The organism is Cyanobium sp. L1E-Cus (genome assembly GCF_024345755.1).
Classification (GTDB): domain Bacteria; phylum Cyanobacteriota; class Cyanobacteriia; order PCC-6307; family Cyanobiaceae; genus Cyanobium_A; species Cyanobium_A usitatum.
In genome coordinates this window covers 25224-41849 of sequence record NZ_JAGQBS010000013.1, presented here as the reverse complement: position 1 = coordinate 41849, position 16626 = coordinate 25224, and the positions used below count along the sequence as shown (strand labels likewise).

18 protein-coding genes are annotated in these 16626 nt (G+C 62.1%); 9 read left to right on the top strand and 9 right to left on the bottom strand.

The annotated features are described in order from the left end of the window. Positions 1–4: 4 nt before the first annotated feature. Genes KBZ22_RS11705 through KBZ22_RS11690 form a run of 4 tightly spaced genes read left to right on the top strand, consistent with a single transcriptional unit; the run spans position 5 to position 3337 of the window. Positions 5–937 carry a branched-chain amino acid ABC transporter permease gene (locus KBZ22_RS11705; protein ID WP_255022091.1) on the top strand — a complete coding sequence of 311 codons (933 nt, stop codon included), beginning with the start codon at positions 5–7 and terminating at the stop codon, positions 935–937. 5 nt (positions 938–942) lie between these two features. Next, positions 943–1851 carry a branched-chain amino acid ABC transporter permease gene (locus KBZ22_RS11700; protein WP_255022116.1) on the top strand — a complete coding sequence of 303 codons (909 nt, stop codon included), beginning with the start codon at positions 943–945 and terminating at the stop codon, positions 1849–1851. Beyond that, positions 1848–2612, top strand: coding sequence for an ABC transporter ATP-binding protein (locus KBZ22_RS11695; protein WP_255022090.1), 765 nt, complete (start codon positions 1848–1850; stop codon positions 2610–2612). The genes KBZ22_RS11700 and KBZ22_RS11695 overlap by 4 nt, the downstream gene beginning before the upstream one ends. Further along, complete coding sequence (locus KBZ22_RS11690; protein ID WP_255022089.1) at positions 2609–3337, top strand: ABC transporter ATP-binding protein; 729 nt, start codon at positions 2609–2611, stop codon at positions 3335–3337. The genes KBZ22_RS11695 and KBZ22_RS11690 overlap by 4 nt, the downstream gene beginning before the upstream one ends. An 11-nt stretch (positions 3338–3348) precedes the next feature. Here the strand turns inward: KBZ22_RS11690 and KBZ22_RS11685 are convergent, their stop codons facing one another. Beyond that, a complete protein-coding gene (locus tag KBZ22_RS11685) occupies positions 3349–3603 on the bottom strand; it encodes a Nif11-like leader peptide family natural product precursor (protein ID WP_255022088.1) in 255 nt (84 codons plus the stop codon). A gap of 81 nt (positions 3604–3684) precedes the next feature. On the opposite strand from KBZ22_RS11685, the gene KBZ22_RS11680 reads away from it, so the two are divergent. Further along, positions 3685–5055, top strand: coding sequence for an NAD(P)/FAD-dependent oxidoreductase (locus KBZ22_RS11680; protein WP_255022087.1), 1371 nt, complete (start codon positions 3685–3687; stop codon positions 5053–5055). Here the strand turns inward: KBZ22_RS11680 and KBZ22_RS11675 are convergent. From KBZ22_RS11675 to KBZ22_RS11665, 3 genes are read right to left on the bottom strand one after another with little or no spacing between them, the layout of a single operon-like run. Beyond that, entirely contained in the window at positions 4988–5797 is an 810-nt protein-coding gene (locus tag KBZ22_RS11675) for a potassium channel family protein (protein WP_255022086.1), read from the bottom strand. The two genes, KBZ22_RS11680 and KBZ22_RS11675, sit on opposite strands and share 68 nt — an antisense overlap. Then, positions 5794–6507 (bottom strand): hypothetical protein, encoded by a 714-nt coding sequence (locus tag KBZ22_RS11670; RefSeq protein ID WP_255022085.1) that lies wholly within the window; start codon positions 6505–6507, stop codon positions 5794–5796. Before KBZ22_RS11670 ends, KBZ22_RS11675 begins: the two co-directional genes overlap by 4 nt. A gap of 46 nt (positions 6508–6553) precedes the next feature. Then, on the bottom strand, positions 6554–7330 hold the full coding sequence (locus KBZ22_RS11665; RefSeq protein WP_255022084.1) for an SDR family oxidoreductase: 777 nt from the start codon (positions 7328–7330) through the stop codon (positions 6554–6556). Positions 7331–7665: 335 nt separating this feature from the next. On the opposite strand from KBZ22_RS11665, the gene KBZ22_RS11660 reads away from it, so the two are divergent. Further along, entirely contained in the window at positions 7666–8898 is a 1233-nt protein-coding gene (locus tag KBZ22_RS11660; protein ID WP_255022083.1) for an SMP-30/gluconolactonase/LRE family protein, read from the top strand. 1 nt (position 8899) lies between these two features. Here KBZ22_RS11660 and KBZ22_RS11655 read toward each other — a convergent pair whose 3' ends face one another. The 3 genes from KBZ22_RS11655 to KBZ22_RS11645 form a co-directional block, all read right to left on the bottom strand. Next, a complete protein-coding gene (locus KBZ22_RS11655) occupies positions 8900–9760 on the bottom strand; it encodes a hypothetical protein (protein WP_255022082.1) in 861 nt (286 codons plus the stop codon). Beyond that, positions 9760–10920 carry an MFS transporter gene (locus tag KBZ22_RS11650; protein ID WP_396112046.1) on the bottom strand — a complete coding sequence of 387 codons (1161 nt, stop codon included), beginning with the start codon at positions 10918–10920 and terminating at the stop codon, positions 9760–9762. Before KBZ22_RS11650 ends, KBZ22_RS11655 begins: the two co-directional genes overlap by 1 nt. A 92-nt stretch (positions 10921–11012) precedes the next feature. Further along, positions 11013–11189 carry a hypothetical protein gene (locus KBZ22_RS11645; RefSeq protein WP_255022080.1) on the bottom strand — a complete coding sequence of 59 codons (177 nt, stop codon included), beginning with the start codon at positions 11187–11189 and terminating at the stop codon, positions 11013–11015. A gap of 81 nt (positions 11190–11270) precedes the next feature. On the opposite strand from KBZ22_RS11645, the gene KBZ22_RS11640 reads away from it, so the two are divergent. From KBZ22_RS11640 to KBZ22_RS11630, 3 genes are all read left to right on the top strand, one after another. Further along, positions 11271–11516: a hypothetical protein gene (locus KBZ22_RS11640; RefSeq protein ID WP_255022079.1), complete on the top strand. Its 246-nt coding sequence runs from the start codon at positions 11271–11273 to the stop codon at positions 11514–11516. A 7-nt stretch (positions 11517–11523) separates the two neighbouring features. Then, positions 11524–11781, top strand: a complete 258-nt coding sequence (locus KBZ22_RS11635) for a hypothetical protein (protein ID WP_254942986.1) — start codon at positions 11524–11526, stop codon at positions 11779–11781. 71 nt (positions 11782–11852) lie between these two features. Beyond that, on the top strand, positions 11853–13598 hold the full coding sequence (locus KBZ22_RS11630; protein WP_315858613.1) for a TolC family protein: 1746 nt from the start codon (positions 11853–11855) through the stop codon (positions 13596–13598). Between the two features lie 62 nt (positions 13599–13660). On the opposite strand, the gene KBZ22_RS11620 is transcribed toward KBZ22_RS11630, so the two are convergent. Further along, positions 13661–14947 (bottom strand): NHLP bacteriocin system secretion protein, encoded by a 1287-nt coding sequence (locus tag KBZ22_RS11620; protein ID WP_255022077.1) that lies wholly within the window; start codon positions 14945–14947, stop codon positions 13661–13663. Next, positions 14948–16588 carry a GMC family oxidoreductase gene (locus tag KBZ22_RS11615; RefSeq protein WP_255022076.1) on the bottom strand — a complete coding sequence of 547 codons (1641 nt, stop codon included), beginning with the start codon at positions 16586–16588 and terminating at the stop codon, positions 14948–14950. Positions 16589–16626 lie beyond the last annotated feature (38 nt).

The window sequence follows — 16626 nt, the reverse complement described above, 5'->3', positions numbered from 1 at the left end:
CGGCATGGAAGGCCTGCTGCAACTGCTGTTCAACGGGCTTTCGGTAGGAGCTGTATACGCCCTGTTTGCCCTTGGCTACACCTTGGTGTTTTCAGTGCTGGGGGTGATCAACTTCGCCCACGGGGCGATCTTCACCATGGGGGCCTACTTCACCTATCTGCTGATTGGGGGCTCGGTGGGGGCTAATGGTTTATTGGCCGGCCTGCAGTTCCCCTTTGCCCTGCCCTTCTGGCTGGCTCTGCCACTGGCGGGCATAGCCGCAGCCGCCGTGGCCCTAGTGGTGGAGCGCATCGCCTTCCGCCCCCTGCGCGATCGAGGCTCGGATCCCCTGCTGGCCCTGATCACCAGCCTTGGGGCCGGTGTGATTTTGGTGAACCTGATCCAGCTGCTGGTGGGAGCCGAGAGCTATTCGATTCCTGTGGGCACCCTTGGCTCCCTGCCGGCGGCGCTGAGCATCGCCGGCGCCAAGGTGCGCACCGTGCAGGTGATGCTGCTGGCCATCTCCGGCCTGCTGCTGGCAGCCCTTTCGATCTGGATAAACGGCAGCCGCAGCGGCAAGGCGCTGCAAGCCGTTTCCGAAGACCAGGTCACCGCCCAGCTGCTCGGCATCAACAGCGCTCGCGTGATCCAGATCGCATTTGGCATCAGCGGCTTCCTGGCCGGCATGGCCGGCGGCCTGGTGGGGTTAAGCATCAGCATCGCCGGGCCTTACTTCGGCATTGGTTACGGGCTTAAGGGGCTGGGAGTACTGGTGCTGGGCGGGCTCGGCAGCGTGCCTGGGGCCGTGCTTGGTGGCTTGATCATCGGCCTGGCCGAGGCCTGCGTGCCCGCCGATCTATCGGGCTACAAAGATGCGGTCTCCTTTGGCTTCCTGTTCCTGGTGCTGTTGATCAGGCCCCAGGGTCTGCTGGGCCGACCCCAGGCCAACAAGGTTTGATCAGCATGGACGCCGGCCTGCTCGAACAAATGCTGCTGGGGGCCCTACTGGGCCTGTCGGTGTACCTGCCCCTGCGCTGCGGCCAGCTCTCCCTCGCCACTCCGGGCTTCTTCGCCATCGGCGGCACGGTGGCAGCCCTGCTATCAACGCGGGTCCCCGACCTAGCCGGCAGCGGCAGCACCTACCCAATCACTTCAGTTTTGCTGGAGATGGCTCTAGCGGCCCTGCTCACAGGCGTGCTGGCCCTGGGCCTGGGCAGGGTGGTGCTGCGGCTGCGGGGCATCTACCTAGCCATCGCCACGATCGCCCTGGTCGAGATCCTGCGGGTTGTCACCCTCAACCTGGAATTCACTGGCGGAGCCCTGGGCATCTTCGGCATCCCCCAGCCCTTCAATAGCTCCGCTGGCTACGCCGCCTTCACCCTGGCGCTGTTGGCCCTGATCTGCTGGCTATGCGACCGGCTCGAAAAGACCCGGCCCGGCCGGGCCATGGCCGCCATCCGCGACGACGAACTGGCCGCCGCCAGCCAGGGCATCAACACCGCCGACACCAAACTGCTCGCTTTTGTACTGAGTGCCCTGGTGGCGGGAATCACCGGCGTGGTTGCGGCCCACTTCCTCAACTCCTGGAACGCCAAGCTGGGCAACTTCGACGCCAGCATCACCACCCTGGCGTTTGTGGTGTTCGGCGGCTCGCGCACCTGGCTGGGGCCGGTGTTTGGCGGGCTGCTGCTCACCGCCCTACCAGAGCTGCTGCGCCCGGTCGGCGACCTGCGCCTAATCGTGTTTGGCGCTGTGATTCTGGTCGGTCCCCTGTTCTTTCCCCAGGGAGTGATCACCCCGGAGCTGTTCAAGTGGTTCAAGCCGCGAATACGAGGCATCCCCACGGCAGCAGCGCAGGGGGTAAAGCAATGAACCTGCTCCAGCTTGAGGATGTGGGGGTCCGCTTTGGTGGCCTGCGGGCCTTGCAGGCTGTCGATCTTGAGGTGAAGCAGGGCGAGATTTTTGGCCTGCTCGGCCCCAACGGTGCCGGCAAGACCACCCTTTTCAACGTGATTTCTGGCCTCACCGCCCCCAGCAGCGGCACCGTGCGCTGGCGGGGGGCAAGCCTTGCTGGCCTCAGCAGCCACCGCATTGCCCGCCTCGGCATCGCTCGCACCTTCCAGAATCTGCGGCTATTCAGCAGCATGAGCTGCCTTGAAAATGTGCTCGTGGGAATGCATCAGCACGCCCGTCAGCCGCCCCTTGCAGCCATACTGCAAACCCAGTCCTTTCGCCGCCGCGAATCCCAGCTGCAGCAAGAGGCTCTAGCGCTGCTTGACCTATTTCAACTGGAAGCCACTGCCCACCAAGACGCCGCCAGCCTCTCCTATGGAGACCGGCGCCGGCTGGAGATGGCCCGGGCCCTGGCCAGCCGTCCCCAGCTCCTGCTGCTCGATGAGCCGGCCGCTGGCATGAACCCCTCAGAGAAAGATGAGCTGCGGGAGCTGATTCGGCGCATCCGGGACCAGTTCAAGCTGACGGTGCTGATCATTGAGCACCATGTGCCCTTGATGTTGGGCCTGTGCGACCGGCTGGCGGTGCTCAACTTCGGCCAACGCATCGCCCTGGGCAGCCCCGACCAGGTGCGGCGCGACCCGGCGGTGATCGAGGCCTATCTGGGCGGTGGCACATGAACGGCCCCCAAGCGCCCCTGCTCGAGCTGCGCAACCTGGTGGTGCGGTACGGCAGCATCACGGCCCTGCATGGCATCAATCTGAAGGTGCAAGCTGGCGAGTTGGTGACCCTGCTAGGGGCCAATGGCGCCGGTAAAAGCACCACTCTGCGGGCCATCTCCGGCCTGATTCACCCCGTCGGCGGCGAAATCCTCTGGCATGGCGGCTTGATCAATCGCCTGCGCACCGAGCGCACCGTGAAGTTGGGCATCAGCCACTGCCCGGAGGGCCGGCGCGTGCTCAGCCGCCAGTCGGTAGCCGACAACCTGGCCCTGGGCGCCTGGTTGCGCCGGGACAAAGTCGCTATCGCCACAGATCTGGAGCGCTGCTACGCCTTGTTTCCCCGCCTGGCCGAGCGCCGCAGCCAGCTGGCCGGCTCCCTCTCCGGAGGAGAGCAGCAGATGCTCGCCATCAGCCGCTCCCTGATGGCCAGGCCCACCCTGTTGATGCTGGATGAGCCGAGCCTGGGATTAGCGCCCCGGCTCGTAGCCGAGGTGATGGCCGCTCTGTCCCAGCTGCACCGAGACGGGCTCACCATTCTGCTTGTAGAGCAAAACGCCCAGGCCGCCCTGACCATTGCAGATCGTGGCCTAGTGCTGGAGGCGGGCAGCATCAGCTCCGGCGGCAGCGCAGAACAACTCCTGGCCGACAACAGCCTCCAGGCTTCCTATCTGGGGGCGAACTGAGCAGCTGCAGCTCAATCGTTCTCGGTAGCTCCAAAGCAATGCATCAGGGCATCGCCCCAGCTGTTGATTGCCGCTAGCTCGTGATCCTTGGCGCTGCCCAAGGCCTTGGCGTGCTCGCGCAGCAGCACTGTCTTATCGATGGCATGTCCATGCTCAGCCGCCATGGCCACGATGTCGTCTAGCCCGGCAGCGGCATGCAGCTTGTCGCGGAGGGCGACATCACCAGCAACGCGGGCCACAAAGGCCTGGATAGACGCAATAGACATGACTGACTCAGTAACCAGGGCTACTACTAGCAGGCGAAACCAGCCCGGGATAGGTACCTTAAAACCACTCCTCTCGGAACGATGCCCCGCGAACGCTTCTTCCTCGAACTCGATCCCCCTGATCAGAGCCTAAAAACCCTGCCCCATGTGGTGATCGTAGGGGGCGGCTTCGCCGGTCTCCAGGCCTGCCATGCCCTGATTGGCAAGCCGGTGCGGGTCACCCTGGTTGATAAACGCAACTTCAGCCTGTTCCAGCCGCTGCTCTATCAGGTGGCCACCGGGCTGGTGTCGGAGTCGGACGTGGCCTCGCCCCTGCGCCAACTGGTAGGTCAGGCCCCAAATGTGCAGGTGCTGCTGGGCGAAGTGGAGGAGATCGACACACAGGCGAAGCAAGTCGTGTTCAACGACCGGCAGCTAACCTACGACCACCTGATCCTGGCGGCCGGCTCCGGCAGCAGCTATTTCGGCCACGACGACTGGCGCGAAGCGGCGCCGCCGATGAAGATCCTCGAGCACGCCGATGAAATCCGCCGCCGGGTGCTGCTGGCCCTTGAGGAGGCCGAACAGACCCCCGATCCGGCGCGGCGGGCCTTTCTGCAATCGGTCGTCGTCGTGGGTGGAGGACCTTCGGGTTGCGAACTCTCCGGCTCCCTGATGGAGCTGATGGCCCATGCCCTCGGCCGCCACTTCAAGCAGCTCGATCCCCGCCAGTGCAAGGTCACCCTGGTGGACCCGGGCGACCGGGTGCTGCGGGCGATGGATCCGAGCCTCTCGGCCGCCGCCGGCAGCTATCTGCAGTCCGCAGGGGTAGAGCTACTGCTGGGCGGGCGGGTTCAGACAATTGAGGCGGAGAAAGTGGTTGTTAACACCAGCGAAGGTGCCCGCACCCTGGAAGCCGCCACCATCTGCTGGACCGCCGGGGTGCGGGCCTCCCATCTGGGCCAGGTGCTGGCCGATGCCAGCGGTTGCAGCGTCGACCGAGGCGGACGGGTGGTGGTGGGGCCCGACTTCTCGATCCCGGATCATCCGGAGATCCGCGTAATCGGCGACCTGTGCTCCTACAGCCACACCGCCGATGGCAAACCCCTGGCCGGCATGGCCGGGCCCGCCGTGCAGATGGGTGGCTGGGTGGCGGCAGACATTATTGCCAAGATCCAGGGCCGCACGCACAAGTCCTTCCAGTTCACCGATTTCGGCACCATGGCGGTGCTCGGTCGACTCCATGCCGTCGCCGACCTCCGCGGCCTCAAGGTGAGTGGCCTGCCGGGCTGGATCCTCTGGGGCCTGGCCCACTTAATGTTCATGCCCGCCAATGAAAATCGATTGACCCTGCTCACCAAATGGTTGTGGGCGATCGCCACCCGTCAGCGGGCCTCGATGCTGATCACCGGTCGTCCGAATCAGCACCTGAACGTGGAGGTGGGCCTGGAGCGCCCTCTTGCCAATCCCTGATCTCCTGCTTCTCAGACTGCAGGGTGTAACGACTTATCAGCAAGCCCATCACGATGGCCAGATACAGCGGCCCAGAGATGCTCAAGGCCACACTGGCCATCTGGGATGGCGGCAGGGCGGGGATGATGTCGCCGTAACCCACGGTTGTAAGACTGACGAAGGCGAAGTAGTGGATACGGGTGAAATCGAGTTCCCAGATCCGATGTGCCGCTGAATCCGCTCCCAAACCAGTTAGCAGCAGTTCCCGACCTCCATCGGCCTGGTTGATGAAGCTGCCAGGCGCCAGGGTCTCCAGCGCTCCGAACAGCAAACCGCCGCTAATTCCCAGCAGTAGATAGCCAGCCACAGCTCCGCCGAGCACGGCCATGCGGATCTGGGTTTCCTGAGCCAGGCAGATCAGGAGTCGCTTCAGGCTCCAGAAAATAAAGGCTGTTGTGGCCGCGAGAACTGCAAACCCCATAAAGGCAAAGTCGCGGGGACTGCACATCCAGAGGGACTGGAACAGCAGGGTCAGCAAGCCAAACCGGCGATAAGCGCTGTCAGGCCAGCGGTGTCGGGTCTGATGGGCACGGATTGGCCCGCCGAGCTCAACCGACAGCAGAACCATCAAAGCGGCCGTACCGAGGGCCCCGATTCGATGAATTGGGAACGGCACCGCCATGGAGGCGACCACAGCAGTAGCAACCAGAAAAAGGTGCCGATAGAAGCGGTGTCGATAAAAAAGGAGATGTCGATTGATCATGTGCGCCAGCGAAAACGGCCAAGAATCAAGGCGATCAGAATGGCCACATAGAGCTGCCCCACCACGGTGATCACCGTGGTCACCACCTGGCCGCCCACATGGCTGGTTTTGAGCACCGTGGTGCCGATGGTGGTGAGCATGGTGAACGAGGCGGCCATCAGCGCAGGCGCCACCGACACATTGGGCAGCGCCGCCGTGGATCCCACCGCAGGCAGGGAAGTCAGCTCAAAGGCGGCGGGATCGAGCACCCAGAGGGCGGTGAGCAGCAAGCCACCTGCCATGCCAACCAGCAGGTAGCCCGAAGCGGCCCCCATCACCACCGAAACGGTGACAAAAGGCTCGCGGGTGAGGGTTTTCACCTTGCGAAGCACACCAAGTGACAAAAAGACCAGCCAGACGATCACGTGGGGAATGGTGAGCGCCCGCCCCACTGCTGGCCAGAGGTTGAGTGACAGGTGCCAGATCAATTCAAGGGCGATCGCCAGTCCGCCCAGGCCATAAATCAGCGGGCGGGTTTTGCGGAGGGGGGAATAGCGGCTGACGAACACCATCAACACCAACGCCAGCAGAATCAGCAGAAACGCCAACAGCCAGATCTGGGCCTGGGCCACCGGCAGCAGCAGCAGCAGGGCCACTTCCGTGGCCAACGTGATCTGATAGCCCCGATGGCGCTTGCGCAATCGGATGATCTCCTCACGGGTGATGTGCATGTGGCTCTACCGATTTGCCTGGTGCCCCCCTCCGCTCAGCAGGGGGTCATAGGCCGGGGCTGCAGTGCATCAGGCCACCATCAACGAAGATCGAGGCGGCGGTGATGTAGCTGGCGGCATCGCTGGCCAGGAAGCCCACCACCTTGGCGATCTCCTCGGGCTGAGCCATGCGGCCCAGCGGGATGGCGGCGTTGAGCTTCGCCAGCAGCTCGGGGTTGTTCATGGTGGAGTCGTTGATCGGCGTGGCCACCGCACCGGGACCGACGTTGGTGATCGTGATGCCATGGGGGGCCAGCTCAAGGGCGGCGGTGCGGGTAAGCATGCGCACTCCGCCTTTGGCGCAGCAGTAGGGGGTGTTGTCGGGCATGGGCCAGTCCTCATGCACCGAGGAGATATTGATGATCCGCCCACCGCCGCCTTGGGCGATCATCTGCTTGGCGGCGTACTGACAGGCGAAGAACACGCCACGCAGATTTACATCCAGCACCTTGTCGAAATCGTCGGGTGTGGTGTTGAGGATCGAGGTGCGAGTCTCGACGCCGGCGTTGTTGACCATCACATCAAGGCGACCGTATTTGGCCACGGTGGCGTCCACCAGGCGTTGCAGGTCGTCGAGCTTGCTGACATCGGCCTGCACGCCGTAGCTGCTGCCGCCATAGGCACCGATCTCCCGCTCCAGATCTTCGGTGGCCTCGGGGTGGGAGCGGTAGTCGATCACCACCTTGGCGCCTAGTTCGGCTAGATTTTCAACAATCGCCTTGCCGATGCCGCTGTTGCCACCGGTCACGATGGCCACCTTGCCCTGCAGGAAGGTAGAGAGCATCTGGTCAGCGTATGGGTTGCTGGAAGCCATTGGTCGATGAGGAAAAACAGCTGGTTCACCGTTGTACGGGGTGAACCATCTTTGAAATCGTAGGTCGGGTCTGCGCAAGCTGCAGCAATCGAAACATCAATGCATGACAAGGCTTTCTCAGATGGGAAAAGTCAGGACCTCGAAACACATGCCACCAAAGCAACTCGGCGAGCATTGAGTCATATCGAGAGCATCACATCGAGCAGGATGCGGCTTGAGAATCACAATTGATGAAGCATAAGGTCAATGATCAAAACTATTTATAGATTGCAACCGCAATTCACTATGCCTGACTGGCGCTACTCATGGATCAATCCCGACCATTGGAGCGGATCACAGGCCAGTTCCACAAAAGCATCGGTGCGACATTAGTAGGCTTCATGATCCTGGGTACAGCCCTGATCACTGACTGTCAGAAAAGCCTGGCGAATCCACCCATGGGAGCCGCCTGCCTGCCAGGCAACCCTGATGCAAAACAATGCCGCAAGGTGTCGATCACCAATAATCCACCTTATCCAGAAGCACAATCACCACAATTAACTGTAATAGCCCTAGACCCTGCATTTGAAGCCATCGTTGGACGCACACCCAATCTTGTCCCTCTCGCAACAGGCTTCGGCTTTCTTGAGGGACCCGTTTTTCTCAAGGACAAAGATGGCAGCGGCGGGATCCTATTCGTCACCGATCAAATACACAACAGCATCTATGCGATGCGATGGAAAGGGCTGATTAATGACCAGATCACCCCAGCATCCTGGGACGCTCCACAACTCTTCCGCAATCCTTCCGGCGTGGCCGATGGGCAGACCCCTGATCTGCAAGGCAACCTGCTGACGGCAGAAACCACCGGCAGGCGTGTATCGATCACCCGATCCATCACGGCAAACCTGAGCAGCCCAGACCCCCAGGCCCCCACCTTGGTCGGGAGCTATCAAGGCAAACGCCTGAATTCACCCAATGATCTGGTGGTCAAGGCTGATGGCAGCGTTTGGTTTACGGATCCCAGCTACGGTTCCCTGCAATTCCCCCCCCAACCAGCCGAACTACCAAACAACGTCTACCGCTTTGACCCTCGCACAAAGCAATTGACCGTTGTCGAACCAAACCTGGTGATGCCCAATGGCATCGCCTTTGGGCCCAAAGAAAAAATCCTCTACATCATTGACAGCGGTGCCATTCAAGGTCCGCGAACCTATTTCCCCTACCTACCCCATCGCATCTACGCCTATGACGTCAGTGCCGATGGCAAGAGCATCAACAACAAGCGCCTGCTCGCCAACGTGGCGCCAGGATTCCCCGACGGGATGCGGCTGGACGAGAAAGGAAACATCTATGTGGGCACCTTGGAGGGCATCCACGTGCTCAATCCCCAAGGCAAACTCATCGGTAAGTTTCTGATGGCGAAACAAACAGCCAATCTGAGCTTCGGTGGCGCCAACAACGATGTCCTCTTCATTGGATCCAGCGATACGCTGTGGGCCGTGAAACTGAAGGCACGCGGCCTTGTGCCAGTACGCACACTAGCGGACAACCCCTAACTCAATTTCCTGAAGCAGCAGGAGCATTGTCCAGGCGAATGACACGGGAGCCGTTGTTTCCCACGGCTCCTGCAAAACTGTTGATCAGACTGGGATGAATGGCGGCTCCAACGCTGTCAGGCTGGCGCTGGGGAAACAACACCTGAAAGGTCAGAGAACCACTGACACCAGTTAGCTCATCATAATTGGAAGCAAGAGTCGCGCTCCAAGAGCGCGCAAAAGAATAAGTGAACTGCAACTGTCCGCCAACAGCCGAACCTGTGCTATTGCTACCCACTAAATAAACCCTGGGCTGAACTGCGAGGCCTGGATAGCCCGTTGGCAGCGACACTTGAACATTAACGGATGCCAAAGGGGTGTCCACAGAAGCAGTGGCACTGGGGGGCGACAAGGGCAGCCCCATTGTTAACACCAACTGATAGTCCCGCTTTGTATATTCAAATGCAGCCCCAATCTGTTGATAATACTCACCCTGCTGCCAGAGGCTGTCGTAGCCAACACTGGCACCATGAAACGCATTGCCCTGTTCAAACAGTGTCCTCACACCAAGGCGCGCACTCTGACCAAAAGCCTGAAAAAAATCCGAACCAGCAGAAGCACCGATCAACGGCTGCTCCGATGCAAAAACCTTGGCATCCAAAAAATATCGATCGCGCGCTGTTTGAACAATGGGAACGATATAGTCATATTCAAGCCGGTTAGATGAATATGGCTGGGGAATCACCAGCTTGATCATCTGAGAGGCGCCAAGCTTCAACGGCTCTTTTGCAGCGAGTTCATGGCCTTTTGCCGGAGCCGCCAGAATCAAAAGCCCCAATGAAAGTGCTGCTTTGCCATCCAGCAGGCGCCCAGGTTGATTCATTACCGCTGAGACAGAGAAGCAAGGCCCTTTGGAGCAATAATGCAAACAGAGAGCAGCGCCAAAGCCAGAGCCACCCAAGCACCCCAGCCAAACAACGTTGAGACTGGAAGCTGAAGCGCTTGCTGCAGAGTGCCTCCACCAAAGGCAGCCAAACCAAAGCCCAGCTGATACGAAGCAATCAACAGGCCAGCCACAGATTCACCAAGCCAATTCAGTCGCTTTTGCCCAAAGCTGATGATCAACGGCAACATCGCCGAGCAGCCGAAACCTGCAAGAGCGAAGAGCACAAGGGCGCTGCTGTCGTCGCCAGAAGTCAAGCGGCTGATGGCCGCCAGGACGACAGCCAGAAAAACTGGCAAGCCGGGCAGTAGCAATTTAGGTGTAAGCCAGCGGGACACACCTGAGAAGAACAGCCTTCCGATGGTAACCATCGCCCAAAACACAGTGAGCGCCATCGAAGCAATCTGAGGCGGGCTTTCCACACGCCGAGACATCAACAAAACCGACCAATTGCCATTCAAGGTTTCAATCAACCCATACAGAATGGCCACCAGCACAAACAGCACCAGTAGACCAGGATCTCCCTGCTGGAGCCCAGCCTTTGCGCCCCCGTCTTGATCGTTTGAACTCAGTTGCAACGGCTGGGCACGACACGCCACCAGAAGAAGCGCCGCTGCCACCAGCACAATCAGGGGAAGCAGCCACCAAATGCCCGGTCCGACCACCAGCGCGGCCAACGCAGGGGCCAAGGCAGTGCCCAGACCCAGTAGGGCATTCAGCATCAAAATAGACTGATCTACCCTTTGCGGCTGGAAGTCGGCGATAAAGGTATTCAGGAGGGGCACAACAGCGCCAAACCCAAACCCCATCAGTGCTGTTGCCGTCAGCAGCATCGGCAGGGCAACCGTGGGCTCATGGATCCACAAAGAGCTCAGCAAAAGCACACCCATCGAGGCCGTGTTGGCCATCAATCCGAGCAACAGGAGATGTTTGGCTCCCCACAGCCGCGAGAGCTTTCCGCCCAGGAAAGAAGCTGCGATGGCAGCGATCACCTGTGGCAAAAAGATCAAGCCATAGGAACTGCTGGACAAGCCATAGCCGTTCGCTGACGTCAGAACCGTACTGATGGCGGGGAAGGTTACCAACGCGACCCCTTGCATCACACCGACTAGGAGAAGCACCACCTGCTCAAGGCTGTGGTCTGCCGTGGATTCAGGGACAGCTCGGAGCTGGGCGTCAGATCGATCGCGCATCAGAAATCGGATTCACAAACAGCCAAAAACGATTCGGGGCGATTTACATCAGCCAAGGCTTTATGAGTTGATGCCCCTTCAGGCAGATGGTACCCCTGATGCCCGGAACGAACAGCACCATCCCAATCCGCCTTCGGCAGCTTGAAGGTCAACGGATTCCACCAGCCATTCGCCATGCGGTGCCAGCGGGCGCTGACATGGGTTCGTCACAGGGGGCTGGCCACCGACATGATCAAGAGGTTGCACGTCTGGCCCGGATGCCCCGCTTCCTGCTGGTCTGGGTCTACGGGCCCTGGGGCGCTTCCGCAGCCGTCAACCTGACGGCCCTGCGCCTAATGGTGTCTGATGAGTTCAGTCTGCGAAGCCATGGCTGGAGCCTGATCGGCAGCGGGGCCATCTGCTTTTCGATCGGCTGCGTATGCAAGGTTTCCTGGGAGCTGGCCAAGATCAACCGCAACCTGGCCCGCGATCGCCAGATGCTCGAACACATCGCCTTGCACTAGGGCCGCCATGACACCCAGACGCCTGACCCCGAGACGGCTGCTCGTGGTGATCACCCTGCCCTGGATCGCCGCGGCAGCCGTCATGCTGCTCCTCACCAAACTGCGCGATGGGGACGTGCGCTGGCACTGGGGCTTGTTTGGCAACGCGGCCATCTGCTTTTCCATCGGCTGCCTGGCCCGCACCAGCGTGATGCTGCATGAGCTGGCCCAGGAGGAACAGCGCCGCAGCCGGGCTGCCCTTCCAGGAGCCACCCCCCCGCCATGAGCGTGCATCGACATGGGGCTGGGGCCCGGAAGGCTCGACGCTGCAACGCTCGACGCAATTTGGTAATCGCCGTGGTCGCGGGATGGGTCACTGGCCTGGCTGGCGGATCGGCCAGCTGGGCCCAGCCCCCCCTGCCCAAGCCTTCCGCCACCTTGCTGCGAAGCCTGCAGCGCTTTGAACGCGACCTCCAGGCCCTCGACCTGGCGGTTCCGGGCGATCCCCAGGCGATGGCCCCGAGGGCTGCGGCACCGGATGGGGAGATCCTGGAGCTGCTGCAGGCCCCGGCGGCGGAAGCCATCCCCACCACGACGGCAACCGTCAGCGTGGTGCGCCGAGTGAGCCTGAACCTGCCCACCGCCCTGGAGGTGGCCGTGCGCAACGACCCTGATCTGGCTGCCCAGGTAGCAGCGGTTGACGAGCGAAAAGGATGGCTCACCTCGGTGCGCGGTCGCTTCTGGCCGGAGCTGGCCCTGCTTGTGAGTGGCAGCACTAGCCAGAGCCAGACCACCAATCGGGTGGGGGAAGACAACGTGGGCATCTACCCAGCCGGATCACCCTTTTTGGTGGAACCGAACGGCTGGAACCGAATCCAGGAAAACCTGCAGATCGGAGTGGCCGGCCTTGGCCTCAACTGGGAACTGGTGAGCTTCGAGCGCAATTCGGCCTTGGCTGAAGCCAAGAATGAACTGAGCGCTTCACGGCAGCGCTATTCCAACCGGCTACGCCAACTTCAGCTCGACGTCAGCCTGGCCTACTACGGCCTCCAACTCTCCGAACAGCTGCGGCGCGTGCGCCAGGCGGTGTTGAGCAACGACAGCCTGGTGAAAGAGGAGGTGCAAGCCCTCAAGCAGTCGGGTCTGGTGCCGCGGCTGGATCTAATGCGGGCAGAAGCCGAGCTGCAACAGAGCCGCTACCGGCTGGAGCAGGCGGAGGCCCTGCGCGCGAGCCGCGAACGCCAGCTCAGCAACCTGATCAACGTGCCCTTCGACATCACCGTGACAGCTCCAGAGGCCATCGCCCTCCAGCCGCCCTGGCCCCTCGACCTGCAGCAGACCCTGATTCAGGGCTTCAATGACAACCCCCAGCTGCTGGCCCTGCAGGCCGCCCGGGATGCCCTGCTGCGCCAGGCCGACCGCCGAGCCGCCGAGCTGCTGCCCAGCCTGCGGCTGTTTGCCCAGGCCGGCGTGGCGGAGGTGCTCTCGAACAAACCGGTGATCGATCTGCAGGGCTGCTGCGCAGCCACCAACATCCCCGAGCTCTACAGCCAGAGCGCCGACTGGGCCGCCGGACTGCAGCTGCGCTGGCGCCTGTTCGACGGGGGGGTTACCAGTGGGGCGGCGGCAGCCAGCCGTGCCGCGGCGGTGCGCACCGAACAGACGCTGGCCCGGGAACGCAACTCCATCCGTCAACGACTGGAGGCGGCGTTTTTCGATCACCGCGCCGCCCTGGGACAGATCGTGGCCTCCCGGGCCTCCTATGCCGCCTCGCGGGAGGCGTTTAGGGATGTGCGAGCGCGCTATCAACTCGGGCTCGCTGACTACACCGATGTGAGCACCACCATTCGCCTGCTCACCCAGGCTATGGAGGGAGTGGCCGAGTCGATCACCCTCGCCAATGTGAGCTACTCCCAGCTGCTGCGCGAACTCCTGCCTGTACCAAACGAACCCGGCCTGCCCGTCAGTCTTCCCCTGGTGCTCGAGCCTGCTGGCGGCGCCAGCACCAGGCCCAGCCGCGCCACGCCAACAGCACAACCAACACCGCAAACCAGAACCACACCTCCGGCGCGTTGGCGTGCAGCAGCACCACCAGAAGGCTGATCTCAACGATCAATAGCGGCAGCTCCCGGCGCAGGGGTGCCCTCACGGCCTCTCCTCTCTCCTCATGGCAACCCTCCCGCCTGCCGCAGGGACGGACGGTCCTGACGCTGCTGGCCCAGGTTGCGGTAGCTGCCTGTGACGTCGCGCAGCACGGGCAACACGTAACTCAAGGGGGTGCGCCACTCCACGTAGCCATGGGCCTTGAGGGTGAGCCCCTCCCGGATCGGGAAAACACTGCTTCCCCGGGAGAGGGTCCAGCGGTAGCCATCAAAACCCCGGGCGCCGGGGTCCAGGCCGATGTTCACCCGCATCACCGGACCGTTCTTCACCAACGCCTCCGCCAACTGGGGATTGCCCATGGTGGTGTCCACATCTTCCCGGGTGGCAGGCAGCACACTCACCTGTTGCACCCGACCCTGCAGTCCCCCGAAACGACCACGCTCATTCCAATCGGGCACCACTTCCATCGGCAGCCGGGGAGGCAGACGCCTGGCGTCGGCCGGTGAGAAATAGGCCACTGCCAGCAGGGGATCACCGGGCTTGCCGCCGAGGGTGCCGAGCCGCTGGCCGGGTTTGACTGTCTGACCGCGCACCACCTGCAGGTCGAGCACCAGGCCATCACGATCCGCGATCAGGGTGCCTTCGTAGGCCAGTCGCGCCTTGGTCACCTTGATGGCTCGGCGGCTGTCGTCAATGCGATAGCGACGGCGCTGCTGCTCAGTTTCGATCTCCAGCTTCACCTTCTCAAAGACATCTTCGGCTTCCTTTTCGCCGATGCGCAGATTTTCAATGGCCACCTCCAACTGGGTCGCCCGATCCTGGGTGGACACCACCTGCTCCGCCAGCGGGGCCACCACCTCCTCACGGGCCAGCAGGCGGAAATCGGCAACTTTTTGGTTGTAGGTCTGGCGCAAGCCAGCCAGCCGCTGGCGCTCCCGGGTCAGCTTGGTGAGGGCGGTATCTCGCACCGTGCGGGCAGCCTGGAGACGCACCCCATCGCGGCGGTCGAGATCGGTATTAATGGCGATCAACTCCGCCAGATCCCGCTCCTGTCGCCGCAACTCCTGCTCCAATGCCGGCAGATAGAGCCGGAGCAGGGGCTGCCCGCGACGAACCGCCTCGCCCACCGCCACGGGAATCTCCAGGATCTGCCCGCCGGCACGGGCGTCAATCACCTTGGCTCCTCCCGGCACGATCATCACGCCACGGCCAACCACCTCCGTGGGCACCGGCCAGAAGCAGACCCAACCTACGGTGAGCGTCACCAGCCCAGCGAGGGCAAACAACACCTGGCCTTCCGGATCGGCGGCCTGGCGACGAACCCAGCTCCAGGCATCAGCAGCCAACATTCACCGCCCCAGACGCTCCCGCAGATGGTCGCCCACCCGCAGGGCATTGGCGATGGCCGTGAGTGAAGGGTTCACCGCGCCGATGGTCGGCATGAAACTGGTATCGACCACGTAGAGGTTGTCGAGGTCATGGGCCTTGCAGTTGAGGTCCAGCACTGAGGTGGCCGGATCGTCGCCGAAGCGGCAGGTGCCGGCCTGGTGCGCCACGGCGGCAATACCCATGGCGTTCTTGACATAAATCTGGCGCTCCACCAAATGCTTCTTGAGATAGAGCTGGTCCAGCATCCCGGTAAGCCGGCCGTAGAGCCGCTGGGCGGCGGTTGGGTTGTTGGGCGTGTAGTCCAGATGAATCTGGCCCTCGCCATCGATGGTCACCCGGTTGTTGGGGTCGGGCAGATCTTCCGATGAGATCCAGAAATCGACAGCGTGCTCAGCGATTTTGTCCATCGACCAACCCGGCATCAGGAAGGTTTCGAGCGGCGCATAGCCCTTCATGATCGTGCCGTTGGTCTTACCCGTCATCTGGATATTGCCCATCGGGTAGTCAAAGTCGGCATCCCCCAGATACCAATCGTTGATCGAAAGCGTCTTCTGGAACACGGTGGTGTTCGGCTCGTGGGCCAGGGCCACCATCGCCTTGCTGTTGTGGGACATGTAATTGCGGCCCACCTGGTCGGAGCTGTTGGCCAGACCGCGCGGGTGCTGGTCGTTTGCTGACATCAACAGCAGCCGGGCCGTATTGGCGGCACCACAACTCACCACCACCACATCACCCCGCACGGTCATCGGTTGACCATCCCGCTCCAGCTGCACGGCCTGCACGCTGCGGCCCGAGGCATCGGTCTCCAGGCGACGCACATGGGCCCGGGTGAGCAGCGAGACATTCGGAGCAGCCAGGGCCGGCCGCATGCCGAGCACGTCCGCATCGGATTTGGCATGCACCAGACAGGGGAAGCCATCGCAGCAATTGCACCTGCGGCAACGGCTGAAGGCCATGTTGGCCTCATCCAGCATCACCCCGGTAGGGGCATGGAAGGGATGCAATCCGGCCAATCGCAGATCATCCACCAGCTTCTGGATGCGGGGCTCATGGGCCACCGGCGGATGGGGATAGGGGCCGCTGCAGGGGGGCTCGGTGGGATCTTCCCCCCGCTGACCATGCACGTGGTACATCTCTTCAGCCCGCTGGTAATAGGGCTCGAAGTCGCTGTAACGCAGGGGCCAGGCTGGCGAAATGCCGTCGAAGTGATGAAGCCGCTCAAAATCCTGCTGCCGCAAGCGGAAGTGGGCCGCGCCATACATCTTGGTGGCCCCACCGACGAAGTAATGGCTGCCGGGCTGAAACGGCTTGCCGTGCTTGTCGTGCCACACATCCTTGGAGATGTACCGCCCCTTCTGGAAGACCTCCTCCGCATCCCAGTTCTGGGGTTCCTGCGGGAGCCAGTCGCCACGCTCCAGCACCAGAATCTTTAGGCCGCTGGGGGCCAGGTGGCGCGCCAGGGTGCCACCGCCGGCACCGCTGCCGATGATCACCACATCAAAGTGAGCCCCATCGGCCACCTCCAACTGGCCGGCATTCGGCAATGGCGAAATTGCCAGGGAAGGACCAGGAAGCTCGGTGCGATTAGAAGGATGAGCCATGGCTGAATAGAGGAGGCAGTCGAAAAAGAAGCAGGCAG